The following is a 17,037-nucleotide window of genomic DNA, read 5'->3' as shown; positions in this document are numbered from 1 at the left end:
GTCGAGAAGTACCTAATGAGGGTATTCGGGGGGCCGGAAACAGGGTTCCAGCCATAGCTGGAGCCCCGGGTTCGGTCCCTGTCTCGCCGGGAACACCGCATTTACCGAGCTGCGTTCGCTTGGCCCCACGGGTTGATATGTGCTCGAATTGCCGGGGACCATGGGAAATTCGGCCAGAGGTTCATCCACCGAGAGGGCAGCGTTCGGTGAGTCCACACGAGATCCACGACGCGGGCAGTCGCCTGCGCCCGCGGAACTGGCGGGTACGCCGGCGCCTTGTCGCGCTCGTTCTGGTGCCCACGATCGCCGCGGTGCTGCTCGGCGGTGTCCAGGTGTTCGCCTCGATGCGCGCCGCGGGAGATTACCAGCGGGTCAACGACCTCGCCCGGCTCTCCGCCCACATCGGCACGCTCACCCACGAACTGGCCGAGGAACGCGACCACACCGCCTGGTTCATCGCCCTCGGCCGTCCGGAGAGCGGCGTGAAGAACGTGCGGGCCCAGATGGACCTGGTCGACGGTTCCGCGGCGCGCGTCCGCGAGAGCGGCTCCCTGCTCGGTGAGGAGGTGAGCGGCCGTACCAGGGACGAGGTCGAGAGCGCGATCACCCGGCTGGACGACCTCTTCCCGCTGCGCGAGCAGGCGCTGAGGTCGACGCTGCTGCCCGACGCGGCCATCGCCGCCTACTCCCTGCTCATCGCCGACCTGCTCTCCCTGTACGACGAGCTCGGCAAGGGCAGCGCCGACGACGTCCTGTTCGGCCAGGCGATCACCCTGGACGCGCTCGCCCGCGCCAAGGAGGCCATCTCCTTCCAGCGGGCGCTGCTGACGGTGGTGCTCGTGGCGGGCCGGTTCGAGCAGGGACAGATGGAGCAGTTCCTCGGCGCGCTCTCCACCGAGCGCAACGAGCGCAGGACCTTCGCCGCCGAGGCCGGGAGCCGGGACCGCCGCCTCTTCGACGAGACCGTCAACGGCCGCACCGCCGAACGCGCCGAGCTCCTGCGCGAGCTGGTCCTGCTCCGCGCGGCCTCCGGCGCCCCGCTGAGGGGCCTGACCCTGGAGCGGAAGGACGACGCCAAGGAGTGGTACGACGCGGTCACCGTCACCATCGGCCACATGCGCGAGGTCGAGGAGCGGCACGCCCGGGACATCGTCGCGCGCAGCCAGCGGCTCGGCGACACCGAGCAGAGCCACGCCCTGATGGTCGCCGCGGCCGTCGCCGCCCTGCTCGCGCTCGTGCTGGCGATCACCGTCGGGGTGGCGCGCTCGCTGGTGGTGCCGCTGAGACGGCTGCGCAGGGAGGCGCTGGAAGTCGCGGGGGAGCGGCTGCCCGCGTACGTCCAGCGGGTCCGCGAGTCGCGCGAAGGGGAGACCGCCGCCGACGTGCCGCCGATCGGGGTGCTGTCGCGCGACGAGATCGGCGAGGTCGCCAGGGCGTTCGACGAGGTCCACCGGGAGGCCGTGCGGCTGGCGGGCGAGGAGGCCAGGCTGCGCGCCACCGTGAACGCGATGTTCGTCAACCTCTCGCGGCGGAGCCAGAGCCTGGTGGAACGCCAGCTCACCCTGGTCGAGCGGCTGGAGCGCGGCGAGCGCGACGACCAGCGGCTGGCGGACCTGTTCAAGCTCGACCACCTCGCCACCCGCATGCGCCGCAACAGCGAGAACCTGCTCGTCCTCGCGGGGCAGGAGGTGGCGCGGCGCTGGAGGCAGCCGGTCGAGCTGATGGACGTGGTCAGGGCCGCGCTGTCGGAGGTGGAGAACTACGAGCGGGTGACGAACCGGGTCCAGTCGGAGGTCGCCGTCGTGGGCCCCGCGGTGAGCGACGTGGTCCACCTGCTCGCCGAGCTGGTCGAGAACGCCGTCTCGTTCTCCCAGCCTGACACGAGGGTCACGGTGTCCAGCAGCCGGGTCGACGACGGCGGTGTGATGGTCTCGGTGACCGACAAGGGCATCGGCATGACGCTCGACGAGCTCTCCCAGGTCAACCGGCGGCTGGCCAACCCGCAGGCCGCCGACGCCTCGATCGCCCGCCACATGGGCCTGTTCGTCGTCAGCCGCCTCGCGCTCAAGCACGGCATCCGTGTCCAGCTCCGCCCCCAGGACGCCGGCCTGACCGCGATGATCATGATTCCCGAGTCGCTCCTCGTCCTGCCGCCCATCGTGGGCCTGCCGACCGGCTACCCGCGGCCCGCGACGGCCTTCCCGGGTACGCCGGCGGGTGTGGCGGGTCTTCCCGCGGGTGTGGTCGGCTTCTCCGTGGAGGCGGACGGTTCCACGTTCCCCGGTGACGCGGGCGGTTCGCCTGTTCCGCCGTTCCCGCACACCCCGGACGACGACGAGGACGATCCGGCCGCTCCGGTCCCGCAGGTTCCCGGTGTCGCGGGCCCGCCGTCGCGGGTTCCGCTGCTCGCGGCGCCCACGGCCGCGCAGGCGCCTCCCGCGGCGAGGCCGGCGCTGCCCTCGCGGACCAGGCCGGAGGAGGCCGCGCGGAGCGTGTGGAGCCCGCCCGCGGAGCGGATCCGCCCCCCGGGGGAGCGAGGGGAGTTCCCGCAGCCGCCCCGCGGCCCGTTCGGCCGCCCTCCCGGTCCGCTCGACGGCTCGCCCGGTTTCCTCGACGGCCTTCCCGCGGTGGACGAGGCCGGTGAGGGGATCCCGGCGGAGCGGGAGGACGACTTCCTGCCGATCTTCGCCGCGGTCGAGTCCGGCTGGTTCCGGACCGCCGCCTCCCCCCGCGATCCCGGTGCGCGGACGGCCCGCCCCGAGACGGGTGCCGCTTCCGGCGACTCCTCCGGTCCCGTTTCCGAGGACTCCGTTTCCGAGGGTTCTGTTTCTGAGGACTCCGTTTCTGAGGGCGTTTCTGAGGGCTTCGGTGACCTCGCCTCCGAGGAACCCCGGGCCGAGCCCGAGCCGTGGACCTCGCCCGGTGACCTCGGCTGGCAGGCCGCGCAGGTGGCGAGCGCTCCCGTGCTCGGTGGTACGACCGAGGCCGGCCTGCCCAGGCGCACTCCCCGGGCCAACCTGGTCCCCGGCTCGGTCACGCCGCCCGTGCGGTCCGAGCAGTCCCCGGCGCCGGCGCCGGCCAGGCCCGCCCTCTCGCCCGAGCGGGTGCGCAGCCGCATGGCGAGCTTCCAGGAGGGCGTGCGCAAGGCCCGCAACGAGCTTCCGAAGCAGGAGGAATAGCGTGCGGACCGGCAACCGGGACCACGGGCGCGAGCTTCGCGACGGTCACGCCCCCCCTCAGCAGGAGCGGTGGGACGAGCGGTGGGACGACACGCCCCGTTACGGCCTCCGGGCCGAGCCCGGGGGACACGGATGGCCCGCGGCGCCGCCCGCGCACGGTGCCGGGGCCGAGCCGCCGGGATACGGCTCCCCGGAGGAGCCGCCCGGGTTCGGAACCCGGCGGGACGGGCGCCTCGGGTACGAGCCGGAGCACGACGAGCCGGCCGAGGAGGAGAGCGCGCTGGTCCGGATGTACGCCGTGACCGGGGGACGGGTCGTGCCGAGTTCGAAGCTCGCCATGGAGGCGCTGGTCTCGACCACGACCACGACCCCGCTCGGCCTGTCCTACACCCGGGAATACCGCTTCATCAGCGATCTGTGCCGCAGCATCCGCTCGATCGCGGAGATATCCGCTCTCCTGGGTGTCCCCCTCGGCGTCACCCGCGTCCTGGTCTCCGACATGGAGTCCGAGGGCCTGGTGCGGATCCACCATCCCCGGGTCACCGCGGCGGGTCCCGGGCCCGACCTGCTCGAACGCGTCCTCAACCACCTCAGGGGCTGAGGTCCCGCCGGGACGGCCTCGGGGCGGGGGAGCCCGAGACGGTTTCGCGCGAGGGCGGGGCGGGGAGCCCGCGTCGGTTTCCCGCGAGCCACCAGCGGGCGGCGACGAGCTCGGCCACCAGGGTCTCGGTCAGCAGCGCCACGTCGGGGTCGTCGTCGTGGCGGTAGCGGACGGAGGCCCTGGCGCCGGGAAGCTCGCCGCCGACGGCCAGGACGGTGGAGCCGCGCTGCCCGATCCAGTCCATGGCCTGCTCGTCGTAGCGGGAGCCGGGGAAGAGGATGGCGCGGTAGTCGAGGGTCTTGGTGAGGTAGACGTCCACGTGGGCCCAGTCGCCGGTCTCGCACGCGTCGGCCGCCCTGCGGGGGCCCTCCCTGAACATCAGCGCCGACTGCTCGGCCGAGGACAGGTGCTCGGCGGGAGCGATCGTGTAGACGCCGTGCGGGCCGTCGAGCAGCGCCGCCGCCGGTTCCAGCCACTCGTCGCGGCGGTCGAGCAGGTCGGCGGTGGCCTCGGCCGTACGGCGGAGCAGCTCGGGCACGTCCCGGCCGAAACCGCCGGGTTCGTCCCCGGCCGGGACACGCCCGCCCCAGCCGGGGACGGTCAGATGGCCGCCGAGTGCCAGGAGCAGGGCGAGGGTGTGCTGGAAGGTCCGGCAGGAGACGCCGCCGCGCTCCTCGCCCGCCACCATCGGGACCACCAGGTCGGCGCCCTCGGTGACGGCCGAGTCCGGGTTGTTGGTCAGCGCGAGGACGAAGGACCGGCCCCGGTGGCGGGCCACCGCGTCCAGGGTCTCCCGGCTGCCGCCGGTGGCGGAGATGGCGACCACCAGGGTGTCCGGGGCCGGCGGGTAGGACAGGGCCGCGGAGGCGTACTCGGCCACCGCGTCCACCCCCGCGGCCCGCAGGCGCAGCGCGGCCACCCGGGCGGCGTAGCGGGAGCTGCCCATGCCGAGGAGGAGCACCCGCCGGATCCCCGAGGGGATCCCCGCGAAGGGGTCGCCCGCCTCCAGGGCGTCGGCCAGGGCGGCCAGCGCGGCGGGCTTGGCCTCCAGATCGGCGAGGTACAGCTCGGGGATCACGGTCTCTCCTCCATCGAGGTCGTCGGGTTCTTCGGATTCGTCGGGTTCATCGGTATCGGGACCGCAGCACGCCCATCGGGGCGTAGCGCCAGCGGGGCAGGTGCCTGGCCGCGTAGACGAGCTCGCGGCACTCCTGCTCGATCTCGAACGGGAGCAGCAGGGAACGGTCCAGGAGCGCGGCGTGACCCCGTTCGGCCAGCCGCCCGAGGTAGGCCGACTCCAGGGTGGCGCGGGCCGCGGCGGACCAGCCGGCGATCACCTCGGGGTCGGCGTCGCGGCGCCTGATCGCGACCTGGCCGACGTGTTCGAGGCTCGTGGTGAGCTGGGCGAGGTCACGGGCCGCGGGCTGGAAGGGGTCGGCGTCCGCGACGGTCGGGTTGCCGTCGAAGTCGATCACCGCGTAGCCGTCCCGCCAGCGGAGGATCTGGCCGACGTGCAGGTCTCCGTGGATGCGGATCAGCGGGGTGGCCCCCGCGGAGGCGAGGGGTGCCAGCTCGGCGCGGAGCGCGCCGGCGCGCTCCGCGAGCCAGTCGCCGTCCTCGCCGCCGGTCAGCGCCAGTGCCTCCTCCAGCGCCTCGCCCGCCCGGAGCGACCACGGGCTCTCTCCCGCCCGTACGGCGTCCGCGCGTCCCACGGGGTCGGGGAAGGTCGCGGACGGGGTCGCCATCGCCGCGTGCAGGTCGGCGGCGAGGACGCCCAGGTCGGCGGCGAAGGAGGTGCCGCCGGAGACGGCCTCGTCCACGCACCACTCCCAGCCGTCCGCGGCGCCGGGCAGGTACGCGGTGACGAGGGCGATCAGCAGCTCGGAGCCGTCGTCGGCGCGCCGGGAGACGGACACGTACGGCGTGGCGGTCGCGGTGAAGCCGACCGACGCCAGGTGCGCGAACATGTCGGGCGCGGGCTGGGGGAACGGCGCGGGCGGGGTGAGCCATTTCACGACGACTCTCTCGCCGACGACCACCGAGTGGTTGGTCTGGTCGACCTCGAACCCTCGTTCGGGGCCTCGGACGCCCTCGCCGGTCGATGACAATTGAGTGTCGATTGAGAAAAGAGTAGTGATCGGCACGGGAAGCGGATGGAATCGGCGGACGTCGAATGGCGCCGGGACCTCGCAGGTCAGAGCCGCGAGGAGCTCACTGGTCCGCCCGTCGCCGGCCCGGGGAACCGTGTCGAGCCGGTCCCAGATTGAAGCAGGATTTAACAAACGGACCAGACTTTCCAGGGGTGATGTCGGGGGAAGTCTTGCTCAAGTTAATGTTGACTGCAACACTCCTGCTTTGGTCTGCCGTGTCCCCAACGGCCGGTCTACCCCAATTACACTGAATTCTGAAGGAGTAGCGGCCGTGTCCCGCACCCGGTACACCCGTCGTCTTCCGGTCGCCGCCCTGGTCGCCGGTCTCGCGCTCGCAGTCTCGGCCTGCGGCGGTGAGGCCGCGGACACCGCCGCCGCGCCCGCCGCCAGTGCCTCGTCGGCGCAGCTCAACCCCAACGCCGACCTCTCCAAGCAGAGCGTCACGATCTCCGTCTGGGCCGGTTACACGCCCGAGGACCTGCCCCAGCGGATCAAGGACAACCTCAAGACCACCCTCAAGGTGACGGAGCACGCCACCAACGAGGACATCATGGCGAAGCTCACCGCCGGCACCGACACCGGTCTCGACGTGGCCTTCGTCTCCGGCCAGTACGCCCAGGCCCTCAACGAGGCTGGGCTGCTGGAGCCGATCCACCCCGAGCTGATCCCGAACCTCGCGAACCTCTACCCCGAGGCCAAGGAGCTGTCCTACGACAAGGGCAACGTCTTCTCGGTCCCCTACACCTGGGGCACCACGGGCATCTGCTACCGGACCGACCTGGTGAAGACCGCGCCGACGAGTTGGAACGATATTCTCGACCCGCCGGCCGAGGCGCTCAAGAAGGTCACCATGATGACCACCGAGCGCTGGCTGGCCCTTCCCGCCATCAAGGCCCTCGGCTACTCGGTCAACACCAAGAGCGACGAGGAGATCGCCAAGGTCAAGGAGAAGCTTCTCGAGGCCAAGCCGAAGCTGCTCGGCTACGACGACACCACCTTCGGCGAGAAGCTGAAGACGGGCGAGGCCGTGATGGTCGAGGCGTGGGACGGCTGGTGCCCGACCACCGAGAAGAACATCAAGTTCGTGATCCCGAAGGAGGGCAGCGACCTGTGGGTGGACACCATGGTCGTGCTGAAGTCCTCCAAGAACAAGGAGGCGGGGCACGCCTTCATCAACTACATCCTGGACCCGAAGGTCCACGGCTGGGCCGCGGAGAACATCCTCTACAAGGTCCCGAACAAGGCCGCGATGGACGCGATGGACGCCAAGCTCAAGGCCGACAACGCCCCGCTGCAGATGACGCCGTCCGACCTGCTCAAGGGTGAGTCGATCATCGACCTGGGCGAGGACTCGGTCAAGTTCACCCAGCTCGCGACCGAGGTCTCGGCGAAGCAGTGACACGTTCCACCGTCGTTTCCGGCGCGTCCGCGAGATCGCGGGCGCGCCGGTCGCGTGCCCTGGGAAGGCTCGTCTTCCTGGGGCCCGGTCTGACCTACCTGCTCGTCCTCCTGCTGGTACCGCTCGCCCTGCTGCTCAGCTTCACGGTGTTCCGCAGGGGCCGGTTCGGCGGGGTGGTCTACGAGGTCACGGGCAAGAACTTCGCCCGGTTGCTCGACCCGCTCTATCTGGACGTCGTGCTCGGCTCGCTGAAACTGGCCACGATCGCCACGCTGATCGCCCTGCTGGTCGGCTATCCGACGGCCTACCTGATCGCCCAGCTCCCGCGGAAGTGGAAGACGATCGCCCTGGTGGCGATCGTGCTGCCGTTCTGGACCAACTTCCTGGTCCGCATCTACGCCTGGATCATCCTGCTGAGCGGCCCCGGCCTGGTCAACAGCACCCTGCTGGACCTGGGGCTGATCGACAAGCCGCTCGAGCTGCTCTACAACCAGGGCACCATCGTCACCGGCCTGGTCTACTCGTACCTGCCGCTGATGGTCCTGCCGCTGTACGCGGCGATCGAGAAGCTCGACCCGCAGCTGCGCGAGGCCTCGGCCAACCTCGGCGCCTCGCCGGTCCGCACGTTCGCGTCGGTGACGCTGCCGCTCACCCTGCCGGGCGTGCTCACCGGCTGCCTGTTCGTCTTCGTGCCGAGCTTCGGCAACTTCATCATCCCCGAACTGCTCGGCGGCGGCCGTTCCATCATGGTCGGCAACCTGATCAGGGACCAGTTCCTCAAGGCGCGCGACTGGCCGTTCGGATCCACCCTCGCGCTGGCGCTGATCGCCGTGCTGATCGTCCTGCTGCTCCTGCAGGCCTGGAGTGCCCGACGTGCGTAGATCACGCCTGCTGTACGTCCCCTTCTGGGTGACCTACGTCTTCCTCTACACGCCGATCGCCGTGCTCGTCGTGATGTCGTTCAACGCCGGCGAGTCCCCCTACGTCTACGAGGGCTTCAGCCTGGACTGGTACGGCGTCCTCGCCCAGAACGCCAAGATCCGCGAGGGACTGGTCAACACCCTCGTCGTGGCCGCGGGCTCCACCGTGCTGGCCACGGTGCTCGGCACCCTGCTGGCGGTGGGCCTGGCCCGGCACACCAGGTCGCGGACGCTGGACGCGCTGGGCGTGCTGCCCGCGGTCCTGCCCGACCTGGTGCTGGCCATCGGGCTGCTGGTGTTCTACGCCACGATCAAGTCGACCCTCGGGCTGCACTCGGTGCTGCTGGCCCACACGGTGTTCGGCATGGCGTTCGTGACCGCGGTGGTGCGCACCCGGCTCGCGGGAGCCGACACCTCCCTGGAGGAGGCGTCCAGGGACCTGGGGGCGACGCCGTTCACCACGTTCCTGCGGATCACGCTGCCGCAGCTGGCGCCGGGCATCACGGCGGGCGCGCTGCTGGCGTTCACCCTCTCGATCGACGAGTTCGTCATCGCGTACTTCACGGCCGCGCCCACCACGCCGACCCTGCCCATCGTCATCTACTCAATGGTCCGCTTCGGGGTCACCCCCGAGATCAACGCGCTGGCCACGCTGCTGCTGCTGGTGAGCTTCACCGCGGTGATCGTGACCCAGCGGATGACCCGACTGACGGAGTCGCTGTCCTAATGCTGAAGATCACAGGTGTCAGCCGCCGGTTCGGCGACGTCACGGCGCTGTCGGACGTCTCCCTGGAGATCCGGCAGGGCGAGTTCTTCGCGCTGCTCGGCCCCAGCGGCTGCGGCAAGACGACGCTCCTGCGGATCCTGGCGGGCTTCGAGTCACCCGACGAGGGCTCCGTCACGCTCGACGGCGACGACCTGCTCGGCCAGGCCGCCCACCGCCGCCCGGTCAACCTGATGTTCCAGTCGTACGCCCTGTTCCCGCACATGACCGTGGCGAAGAACGTCGCGTACGGCCTGGAGCGGGAGAGGCTGGGCCGGGCGGAGATCCGCCGCCGGGTCGGCGAGGTGCTGGAGAAGGTCGGGCTGGACGCCATGGCCGGGCGCAGGCCGCAGCAGCTCTCCGGCGGCCAGCGGCAGCGGGTCGCGCTGGCCCGCGCGATCGTGAAGCGGCCGCGCCTGCTGCTGCTCGACGAGCCGCTGTCCGCGCTGGACAAGAAGGTGCGCGCGGAGATGCAGCTGGAGCTCAAGCGGCTGCAGAACGAGGTCGGCATCACCTTCGTCGTGGTCACCCACGACCAGGAGGAGGCCATGTCGCTCGCCGACAGGATCGCGGTCTTCAACGCGGGCTCGGTCGAGCAGGTCGACGCCCCGGTGGAGCTGTACGAGCGCCCGCGCACCCCGTTCGTCGCCGGCTTCGTGGGGGCCAACAACATCTTCCCCGGCAGGGCCTGCTCGGTCGGCCTGGCCGGCGACGGGCTCGGCGTGCTTCCCGGCGTCTCGAACCTGCCCGACGGCACGCCCGCGCTGCTCGCCGTACGGCCGGAGCGGCTCAGGCTCGGGACCGAGGGGGTGCTGCGCGGCGAGGTCGTCGACGTGAGCTTCTTCGGCGGCGTCTCGCACGTGTCGGTCCAGGTGAGCGGGCGCCCCACGCCCGTCCTGGTGGCCACCCCCGGGGCCACGCAGGTGCGTGCCGGCTCCCCCGTCGCGCTCGACTGGGCGGACGGGGACGGAGTGCTGATCCCTCAATGAGAAGACTTGAGCGGGTTGTTCGTCGCGGTCCTGGCGTAGTCGAGGATGAGCTCCGCCGCCTCCTGCGTGCCGATCACCGGATGGCGGGCCGTTATGCGGTAGCCGTACGCGTCCTCGAGCGCGACGAGGTTGCGGGCGATGGGCAGCGAGTCGCCGGACAGCCTGAAGGTCTCCAGGGCGGCCCCGGTGTCGAGGATGCTCTGGTAGAGCGAGACCTGGCGGTCGTAGAGCGTGGTCAGCAGGAGCGCGTACATCCTGTTGCGGGCCGCGGCGCCGCCGAGCTCGTTGAGCAGCCGGACGTCCGGGTCGTCCGGGCCGTGCGGCAGTCCCGAGCGGATGGTCACGACGAGTTTCTCCGCGGGGTCGCGCATGCCGCTGATCCGCTTGAGCCTCTGCTCGTAGAAGCGCTCCATCCCGGCGTGGTGGGCGTCGACCAGCAACTCGCTGAGGCGCGGGTAGTGGTAGAGGACCGCTCCGGAGGTCAGACCGGCCTCCTCGGCGACGTGGTTGAGGTGCACCCCCTCGGTGCCGTGCCGGACGATCGCCCGGTGTGCGGCCGCGATGAGATCCAGGCGCCGGTCCGCCCGTCCCTTGCGCGTCATATTCCCCCGCTCGTTGAAAACCACGCTCTGTGCCGGGGTCCATAGTGGCCCTTTCCCGGCGTTTTTACCAGCCAAGAATTGAACCATTCTTCAAAAGCCGCAACCCCCTAGACGCAAGGAGGCGTGATGTCTCTCACGATCCTGTTCATGCCGGAGAGTGCCTACGGGCCGACGAACAACTGCATCGGCATCGGTGACATTCTTCGTAAGCGCGGACATCGAGTCGTTTTCGCAGCTGAGGCCTCCTGGAAGGGGAAATTGGCGGCTCTCGGATTCGAGGAGGACCTGGTCGATCTCGCGCCGCCGTCCGAGGAGGAGCAGGACGCCGGGCAGTTCTGGAAGGACTTCATCAGGGACACCGCGCCCGAATACCGGAAGTCGACCCTGGAGCAGCTGGAGACGGTCACCAAGCCGATCTGGGACGCGCTTATCGACGGCGCCAAGTACTGCGAGCCTCAGCTGAAGGCGATTATCGAGCGCGTCCAGCCGGACGTCATCGTCGAGGACAACGTCATCACCTTCCCGGCGCTGCTGACGGCGGGCAAGCCGTTCGTGCGGATCGTGTCCTGCAACCCGCTGGAGGTGCGCGGCGAGGGCGTCGCGCCGGTCTTCTCCGGGCTGCCCGCCGACGACCGCTCCGAGTGGGACGCCTTCAACGCCGAGTACGACCGCACCCACCGCGAGATCTGGACCGCCTTCAACGAGTGGGTCGTCGAGCAGGGCGCCCGCCCGCTGCCGGACCTGGACTTCATCCACGAGGGCGACCTCAACCTGTACGTCTTCCCGGAGATCGCCGACTACACCGACGCCCGGCCGCTGGGCGACTCCTGGCACCGCCTGGACTCCTCGGTGCGCGAGACGGAGGGCGGCTTCGAGCTCCCCGCGTCGCTGGCCGGGCAGGAGGGGCCGCTGGTCTACTTCTCGCTGGGCTCGCTCGGCTCGGCGGACGTCGCCCTCATGCAGCGGGTCATCGACGTGCTGGCCACGACCCCGTACCGCTTCATCGTCTCCATGGGGCCGCTGCACGAGGAGATCAAGCTGGCCGGCAACATGTGGGGCGCCGAGTTCGTGCCGCAGACCAAGATCATCCCGTTGGTCGACCTGGTCATCACGCACGGCGGCAACAACACCACCACCGAGGCGCTGCACTTCGGCAAGCCGATGATCCTGCTGCCCCTGTTCTGGGACCAGTACGACAACGCGCAGCGCGTCCACGAGCTCGGCTACGGTGTGCGCCTGGCCACCTACACCTTCTCCGACGAGGAGCTGACCGGTGCGCTGGAGCGGCTCCTGGGCGACACCGCGCTCCGCGAGCGCCTGGCCGCCGCGGGCGAGGAGATCCGCGGCCGGGACGGCCTGCGCAGGGCGGCCGACCTGATCGAGCGGGCCGGCGCCTGACGGCTCCCCGCATCACCACGACGAGGGAAGTTCCATGGGCAAGTTGATCAATCCGGCGACCGGCGACCTGCTGCGGGAGGTGGCCGACACCCCGATCGAGGAGGTGGCCGCCGCCGTGCGGCGGGCCCGCGCGGCGTTCGAGGAGTGGAGCACGGCGACCCCGGCCGAACGGTCCAGGGTGCTGCTGCGCTTCGCCGACCTCGTCGAGGGCGACGCCGGGGAGCTCACCCGGCTGGAGGTCATCGAGACCGGCAAGCCCGCCGCGGTCTTCCGCGACGGCGAACTGCCGTTCGCGGCCGACAACCTCCGCTTCTTCGCCGGTGCGGCCCGCTCGCTGGACGGTACCGGCGCGGGGGTGCTCAGCTCCGGCTACACCTCGGTGCTGGTACGCCGCCCGATCGGGGTCGTGGGATCGATCGCCCCCTGGAACTTCCCCCTGGTCATGGCGGTGTGGAAGATCGGCCCCGCGCTGGCGGCCGGGAACGCGGTGGTCATCAAGCCCGCCCCGCAGACGCCGGGCACCACGCTCAGGATGGCGGAGCTGTTCGCCCGCGCCGGCGCGCCCGACGGCCTGCTCCAGGTCGTCCTGGGCGACGCCGAGGTGGGCGAGGCCCTCGTCGCCGACCCGGGCGTCGACATGGTGAGCGTCACGGGCTCCACCGCGACCGGCCGCGCCGTCATGCGCGGTGCCACCGGCTCGCTGAAGCGGGTCCACCTGGAACTCGGCGGCAAGGCCCCGGCGCTGGTCTTCGGCGACGCGGACCTGTCGGAGATGGCGAGGGGCGTCGCGATGGGCGCCACCTACAACACCGGCCAGGACTGCACGGCCGCGACCCGCGTCTACATCTCCCGCGACGTGTACGACGAGGCCGTCGAGGCGCTCCACGCGACGCTGGCCCAGATCACGGTGGGCGACCCCTGGGACCCGGCCACCGACATCGGCCCGCTGATCTCCGCCGGGCACCGCGACCGCGTGCACGGCTTCGTCGAGCGCGCCGTCGCCGCGGGCGCCTCCGTGCTGCACGGCGGTGTCCCGCTCGAGGGGCCCGGGTTCTACTATCCGCCCACCCTGGTTTCCGGCGCCGCGCAGAACAGTGAGATCGTTCAGGGTGAGCTTTTCGGTCCGGTCCTCGTGGCCCTGCCCTTCGACGGTGAGGACGAGGCGGTACGGCTGGCCAACGACACCCCCTACGGCCTGGCCTCCTCGGTCTGGTCCAGGGACGTGGCGAGGGCACTGCGCGTCTCGCACCGGCTCGACGTGGGCGTGACCTGGGTGAACGACCATCTGCCCATCGCGTCCGAGGCGCCGCACGGCGGGGTCAAGGGAAGTGGCTTCGGCAAGGACATGAGTCAGGAGGCGGTTCAGGAATACTCTGTGACCCGCCATCTGATGATCAAGCACCAGGCTCCGGAGGTGAGGGATTCCTTCCGGCCCGCCTGAAAACTTTGATGCCATATGTCCCCTTTAAGGGGATATGTCGGCACTTACTCCATTCGAAGTGACATAAAGGATGTGCTCAAATTGCTTCCGCCGCTTCCAAATCCGGCGAGGGGTTACGTAGGCCAGTGATGACACAAGACCGCCGGAGCCACCGCGCGTCAGGGGTGGGCAGTCGACTCCTGCCGGCGAACTGGCGTGTGCGTCCCCGTCTGGTCGCGCTGATCCTGCTCCCGACCGCCGCGGCCGTGCTCCTCACCGGCCTCCAGCTCACCACGGCCCTGTCCACGGCCAACGAGTACCGCCGGATGAGCGAGGTCGCCGCGCTGGTCGAGTCGCTCGGCACCCTCTCCCACGAGATGGCCGAGGAGCGCGACCTCACCGCCTGGTCCATCGCCGCCAAGACCCGCACCAACCTGGGCAGGGTCAGGGAACAGCGCGCGGTGGTCGACCGGAGCAGGGAGCAGACGCTGGCCGCCATGGACACCCTCGACGCGTCGCAGGCCGCCCGCGTCCGTACCGAGGTCGCCCAGATCCGCCGCTGGCTCAACGGGCTCCCCGGCCTGCGCAGGCTGATGACCGAGGGAAGCGTGCTCCCCCGAGCGGCCCTCGGCATGTACACGCGGATGATCACCGACTTCATCACCCTCCACGACGACCTGGGCCGCAGCGGCGGCGACGAGCGCCTCATCGGAGACGCGCTCGCGCTGGGCGCGCTGACCCGGGCCAAGGAGCAGGTCGCCAGGCAGCGCGGCACCCTCCTGGTCAGCTTCCTGGACCGCAAGTTCGACTTCGACGACCCCGCCGACCTCCTCGGCGCGTACCGGAGCCAGCAGAGCGAGGAGAACGCCTTCCGGGCCACCGCCTCCGCCTCCGACATCAAGGGTTTCCGCGACGCGGTCACCGGCCCCAAGGTCGACCAGGCCGACTCCGTGCGTGCCCTCGTCATGTCCCTCATGCGCGAGAACAAGCCGCTGGAGCGGATGGCCGGCCGCACCTGGCCCGCGAGCGCCAACACCTGGTACGGCGCCTCCACCTCGATCGTGGAGGGCATGCGGACCCTCGAGCGCCGCCTGGCGTCCGCGGTCGTCGCCCGCAGCCAGGAGATGGAGAGCGCCGAGCAGCGCAGCGCCGTGATCTCCGGCGCCTCGATCCTGGTCCTGCTGGTACTGATCCTGCTCATCACCGCCTGGGTGGCCGGCACGCTCGTCCGGCCGCTGCGCAGGCTGCGCAGCGAGGCGCTCGAGGTGGCCGACACCCGGCTGCCCGAGACCGTCCGGGTGCTGCGGGAGTCCGGCGACCACGCCCCGAACGTCGAGGTGCCCTCCATCGGAGTGGCCTCCCGCGACGAGATCGGGGAAGTGGCCCGGGCCTTCGACGAGGTCCACCGCGAGGCCATCCGGCTCGCCGGTGACGAGGCCCGCCTGCGCAGCAACATCAACGCGATGTTCGTCAACCTCTCCCGCCGCACCCAGTCGCTGGTGGAACGGCAGATCGACCTCATCGACGACCTCGAGCAGGGCGAGCAGGACGAGGGCCGGCTGGGCAGCCTCTTCAAGCTGGACCACCTGGCCACCCGCATGCGCCGCAACTCCGAGAACCTCCTGGTCCTCGCCGGCCAGGAGCAGAGCCGCCGGTGGAGCGAGCCGGTCCCGCTCAGCGACGTCGTCCGCGCCTCGCTGTCGGAGGTCGAGAACTACGAGAGGGTCAACCTCCGGATCGAGTCGGGTATCTCGATCATCGGTCAGGCCGTCAACGACATCGTCCACCTGGTCGCGGAGCTCGTCGAGAACGCGATCTTCTTCTCGCCGCAGGACACCAAGATCACGGTGACCAGCAACGGCAACGAGATGGGCGCCGTCATCCTGGCGGTCACCGACTCCGGCATCGGGATGAGCGACGAGGAACTGGCCGAGGCCAACCGCCGCCTGGCCGAGCCCCCCGCGGTGGACCTGTCGGTCTCCCGCCGGATGGGCCTGTTCGTGGTCGGCCGCCTGGCCATGCGCCACGGCATCAGGGTCCAGCTCAGGCGCCCGGACACCGGCGGCCTCAGCGCCGTCGTGCTCCTGCCGGTGCAGGTGGTGGCCCAGTCCACGATGATGCCCGAGATGGCGATGTCGGCACAGGGCATGCCGTCCGGCTCCTTCGGGGGCCCGGCGAACTCGTTCGGCTCCATGTCCAGCATGTCGAACATGTCCAACCAGGACTCGTTCGGCGCGGTGAACCCCGACCCGTTCGGCTCCGTCCCGAACCCGGACCCGTTCGGGACCGGGGCCGGGGCCGGGGCCGGGCGCGGTACCCGGCCGCAGGCCGGTCCCGGGACGCCGCCCGCCCAGGCGCCTCCTCAGGTGCCGGCGCCGACGTCCGCGGACCTGTGGTCCGGGCCGATGGTGCCCGCCTCCGCGGTGGAGGACCTGTGGTCGTCCCCCATGGCGTCGACCGCGCCGCCGTCGTTCCCCTCGGCCTGGCCCGACCCGCCCGCGATCGACCCCTGGACGCCGCAGCGGCTGGAACCGATGGAGAACACCCAGGCACTTCCCGTGGTCGAGGTGCCGCCGACGGAACCGGAGCCCGAGGAGTTCCTGCCGATCTTCGCGGCGGTGGGCTCCGACTGGTTCCGCAGCAGCGCGTCCGTCGCTCCCGAGCCGGAGCCGGAGGCCGCTCCCGAGCCCGTGGCCGAGGTCAGGCCACGGCCGCTGGAGCAACGGGTCAGGAGGGGTCCGCAAGGGCTGGAGACCCAGAACATCCCGCAGATCACGCATTCCTCGCCACCGCCGCAGCAGTCCCAGCCGTTGCCGCAGCGGACGCCCCAGCAGCAGTCCCAGCCGTTGCCGCAGCGGACGCCCCAGCAGGCGCAGCAGCCCAGGCCGGCCGAGCCGGCGGCCGAGAGGCAGCCGTGGAGCACTCCCTCCGACCAGGGCTGGGCGGCCGCCGAGGTCGCCAAGAAGCCCGTGGAGGGCGGCGTGACCGGAGCGGGCCTGCCCAAGCGGGTGCCCAAGGCGAACCTCGTTCCCGGGGCCGCCTCCGCGGCTCCGGCGGCTCCGGCCCCCCCGATGCCGCCGATATCGGCGGAACGGGTGCGCAGCCGTCTGTCCAGTTTCCAGCAAGGCGTACGGCAGGGACGTGCTGAGATGAGCGAGCGCGCCAACGCCGTCGAGGGAGAGAACCAGCAGTGAACAACCAACTCAGCCAGGCCGCTCGCGGTTTCAACTGGCTGATCACCGAGTTCGTCAAGGAGATGCCCGGAGTGGCGCACGCGGTGATCGTCTCCGCGGACGGGCTCCCGCTGGCCTACTCCCAGGGTTTCCCCAAGGACCGGGCGGACCAGCTCGCCGCGATCACGGCCGGTCTGATCAGTCTCACCCAGGGGGCCTCGCGGGTCTTCGAGGGCGGTCCCGTGGCACAGACGGTGATCGAGATGCAGCGGGGTCTCCTGCTGACCATGTCGATCAGCGATGGCTCCGCGCTGGCCGTGCTGGCCTCGCCGGACTGCGACATGGGCCTCGTGGCCTACCAGATGACACTGCTCGCAGAGCGTGCCGGCCAGGCGCTTACGCCTGCGCTCCGGGCCGAGCTGCAGTCGGTTCAGCGATAGGGG

13 protein-coding genes are annotated in these 17,037 nt (G+C 71.0%); 10 read left to right on the top strand and 3 right to left on the bottom strand.

Annotation, left to right across the window (positions count from 1 at the left end; translation table 11 throughout):
* The first annotated feature begins 206 nt into the window (after nucleotides 1–206).
* Both ACVCAG_RS36955 and ACVCAG_RS36950 read left to right on the top strand, forming a co-directional pair.
* Nucleotides 207–3,179, top strand: coding sequence for a sensor histidine kinase (locus ACVCAG_RS36955; protein WP_447191253.1), 2,973 nt, complete (start codon nucleotides 207–209; stop codon nucleotides 3,177–3,179).
* A 1-nt stretch (nucleotide 3,180) separates the two neighbouring features.
* Nucleotides 3,181–3,780, top strand: coding sequence for a DUF742 domain-containing protein (locus tag ACVCAG_RS36950; RefSeq protein WP_447191252.1), 600 nt, complete (start codon nucleotides 3,181–3,183; stop codon nucleotides 3,778–3,780).
* Here ACVCAG_RS36950 and ACVCAG_RS36945 read toward each other — a convergent pair.
* Nucleotides 3,770–4,858, bottom strand: a complete 1,089-nt coding sequence (locus ACVCAG_RS36945; protein WP_447191251.1) for an SIS domain-containing protein — start codon at nucleotides 4,856–4,858, stop codon at nucleotides 3,770–3,772. The two genes, ACVCAG_RS36950 and ACVCAG_RS36945, sit on opposite strands and share 11 nt — an antisense overlap.
* A 46-nt stretch (nucleotides 4,859–4,904) precedes the next feature.
* A complete protein-coding gene (locus ACVCAG_RS36940) occupies nucleotides 4,905–5,888 on the bottom strand; it encodes a hypothetical protein (protein WP_440086906.1) in 984 nt (327 codons plus the stop codon).
* A 313-nt stretch (nucleotides 5,889–6,201) separates the two neighbouring features.
* On the opposite strand from ACVCAG_RS36940, the gene ACVCAG_RS36935 reads away from it, so the two are divergent.
* From ACVCAG_RS36935 to ACVCAG_RS36920, 4 genes are read left to right on the top strand one after another with little or no spacing between them, the layout of a single operon-like run.
* Nucleotides 6,202–7,329, top strand: a complete 1,128-nt coding sequence (locus ACVCAG_RS36935) for an extracellular solute-binding protein (RefSeq protein WP_440086905.1) — start codon at nucleotides 6,202–6,204, stop codon at nucleotides 7,327–7,329.
* Nucleotides 7,326–8,210, top strand: a complete 885-nt coding sequence (locus ACVCAG_RS36930; protein ID WP_440086904.1) for an ABC transporter permease subunit — start codon at nucleotides 7,326–7,328, stop codon at nucleotides 8,208–8,210. The genes ACVCAG_RS36935 and ACVCAG_RS36930 overlap by 4 nt, the downstream gene beginning before the upstream one ends.
* A complete protein-coding gene (locus ACVCAG_RS36925; protein WP_440086903.1) occupies nucleotides 8,203–8,976 on the top strand; it encodes an ABC transporter permease subunit in 774 nt (257 codons plus the stop codon). Before ACVCAG_RS36930 ends, ACVCAG_RS36925 begins: the two co-directional genes overlap by 8 nt.
* Nucleotides 8,976–10,001 (top strand): ABC transporter ATP-binding protein, encoded by a 1,026-nt coding sequence (locus ACVCAG_RS36920; RefSeq protein ID WP_447191250.1) that lies wholly within the window; start codon nucleotides 8,976–8,978, stop codon nucleotides 9,999–10,001. Before ACVCAG_RS36925 ends, ACVCAG_RS36920 begins: the two co-directional genes overlap by 1 nt.
* On the opposite strand, the gene ACVCAG_RS36915 is transcribed toward ACVCAG_RS36920, so the two are convergent.
* Nucleotides 9,995–10,603, bottom strand: coding sequence for a TetR family transcriptional regulator (locus ACVCAG_RS36915; protein ID WP_440071216.1), 609 nt, complete (start codon nucleotides 10,601–10,603; stop codon nucleotides 9,995–9,997). The genes ACVCAG_RS36920 and ACVCAG_RS36915 overlap by 7 nt on opposite strands.
* 126 nt (nucleotides 10,604–10,729) lie before the next feature.
* Between ACVCAG_RS36915 and ACVCAG_RS36910 the strand changes: the two genes are divergently transcribed.
* The 4 genes from ACVCAG_RS36910 (at nucleotide 10,730) to ACVCAG_RS36895 (ending at nucleotide 17,034) form a co-directional block, all read left to right on the top strand.
* Nucleotides 10,730–12,001, top strand: coding sequence for a nucleotide disphospho-sugar-binding domain-containing protein (locus tag ACVCAG_RS36910; RefSeq protein WP_440086901.1), 1,272 nt, complete (start codon nucleotides 10,730–10,732; stop codon nucleotides 11,999–12,001).
* Between the two features lie 34 nt (nucleotides 12,002–12,035).
* Nucleotides 12,036–13,442, top strand: a complete 1,407-nt coding sequence (locus tag ACVCAG_RS36905) for an aminobutyraldehyde dehydrogenase (RefSeq protein WP_447191249.1) — start codon at nucleotides 12,036–12,038, stop codon at nucleotides 13,440–13,442.
* A gap of 197 nt (nucleotides 13,443–13,639) precedes the next feature.
* Nucleotides 13,640–16,615: a sensor histidine kinase gene (locus ACVCAG_RS36900; protein WP_447191248.1), complete on the top strand. Its 2,976-nt coding sequence runs from the start codon at nucleotides 13,640–13,642 to the stop codon at nucleotides 16,613–16,615.
* Nucleotides 16,612–17,034: a roadblock/LC7 domain-containing protein gene (locus ACVCAG_RS36895; RefSeq protein WP_030906232.1), complete on the top strand. Its 423-nt coding sequence runs from the start codon at nucleotides 16,612–16,614 to the stop codon at nucleotides 17,032–17,034. The genes ACVCAG_RS36900 and ACVCAG_RS36895 overlap by 4 nt, the downstream gene beginning before the upstream one ends.
* Nucleotides 17,035–17,037: the final 3 nt, after the last annotated feature.

The sequence above is a fragment of the Streptosporangium sp. G12 genome, assembly GCF_052983175.1.
Note: the sequence above shows the minus strand (reverse complement) of the source record. Positions and strands in the feature narration are given on the sequence as shown.

Coding starts and splice junctions, on each gene's coding strand:
- ACVCAG_RS36920 (WP_447191250.1), top strand. CDS start 8,976: ATGCTGAAGATCACAGGTGTCAGCCGCCGGTTCGGCGACGTCACGGCG.
- ACVCAG_RS36915 (WP_440071216.1), bottom strand. CDS start 10,603: ATGACGCGCAAGGGACGGGCGGACCGGCGCCTGGATCTCATCGCGGCC.
- ACVCAG_RS36910 (WP_440086901.1), top strand. CDS start 10,730: ATGTCTCTCACGATCCTGTTCATGCCGGAGAGTGCCTACGGGCCGACG.
- ACVCAG_RS36905 (WP_447191249.1), top strand. CDS start 12,036: ATGGGCAAGTTGATCAATCCGGCGACCGGCGACCTGCTGCGGGAGGTG.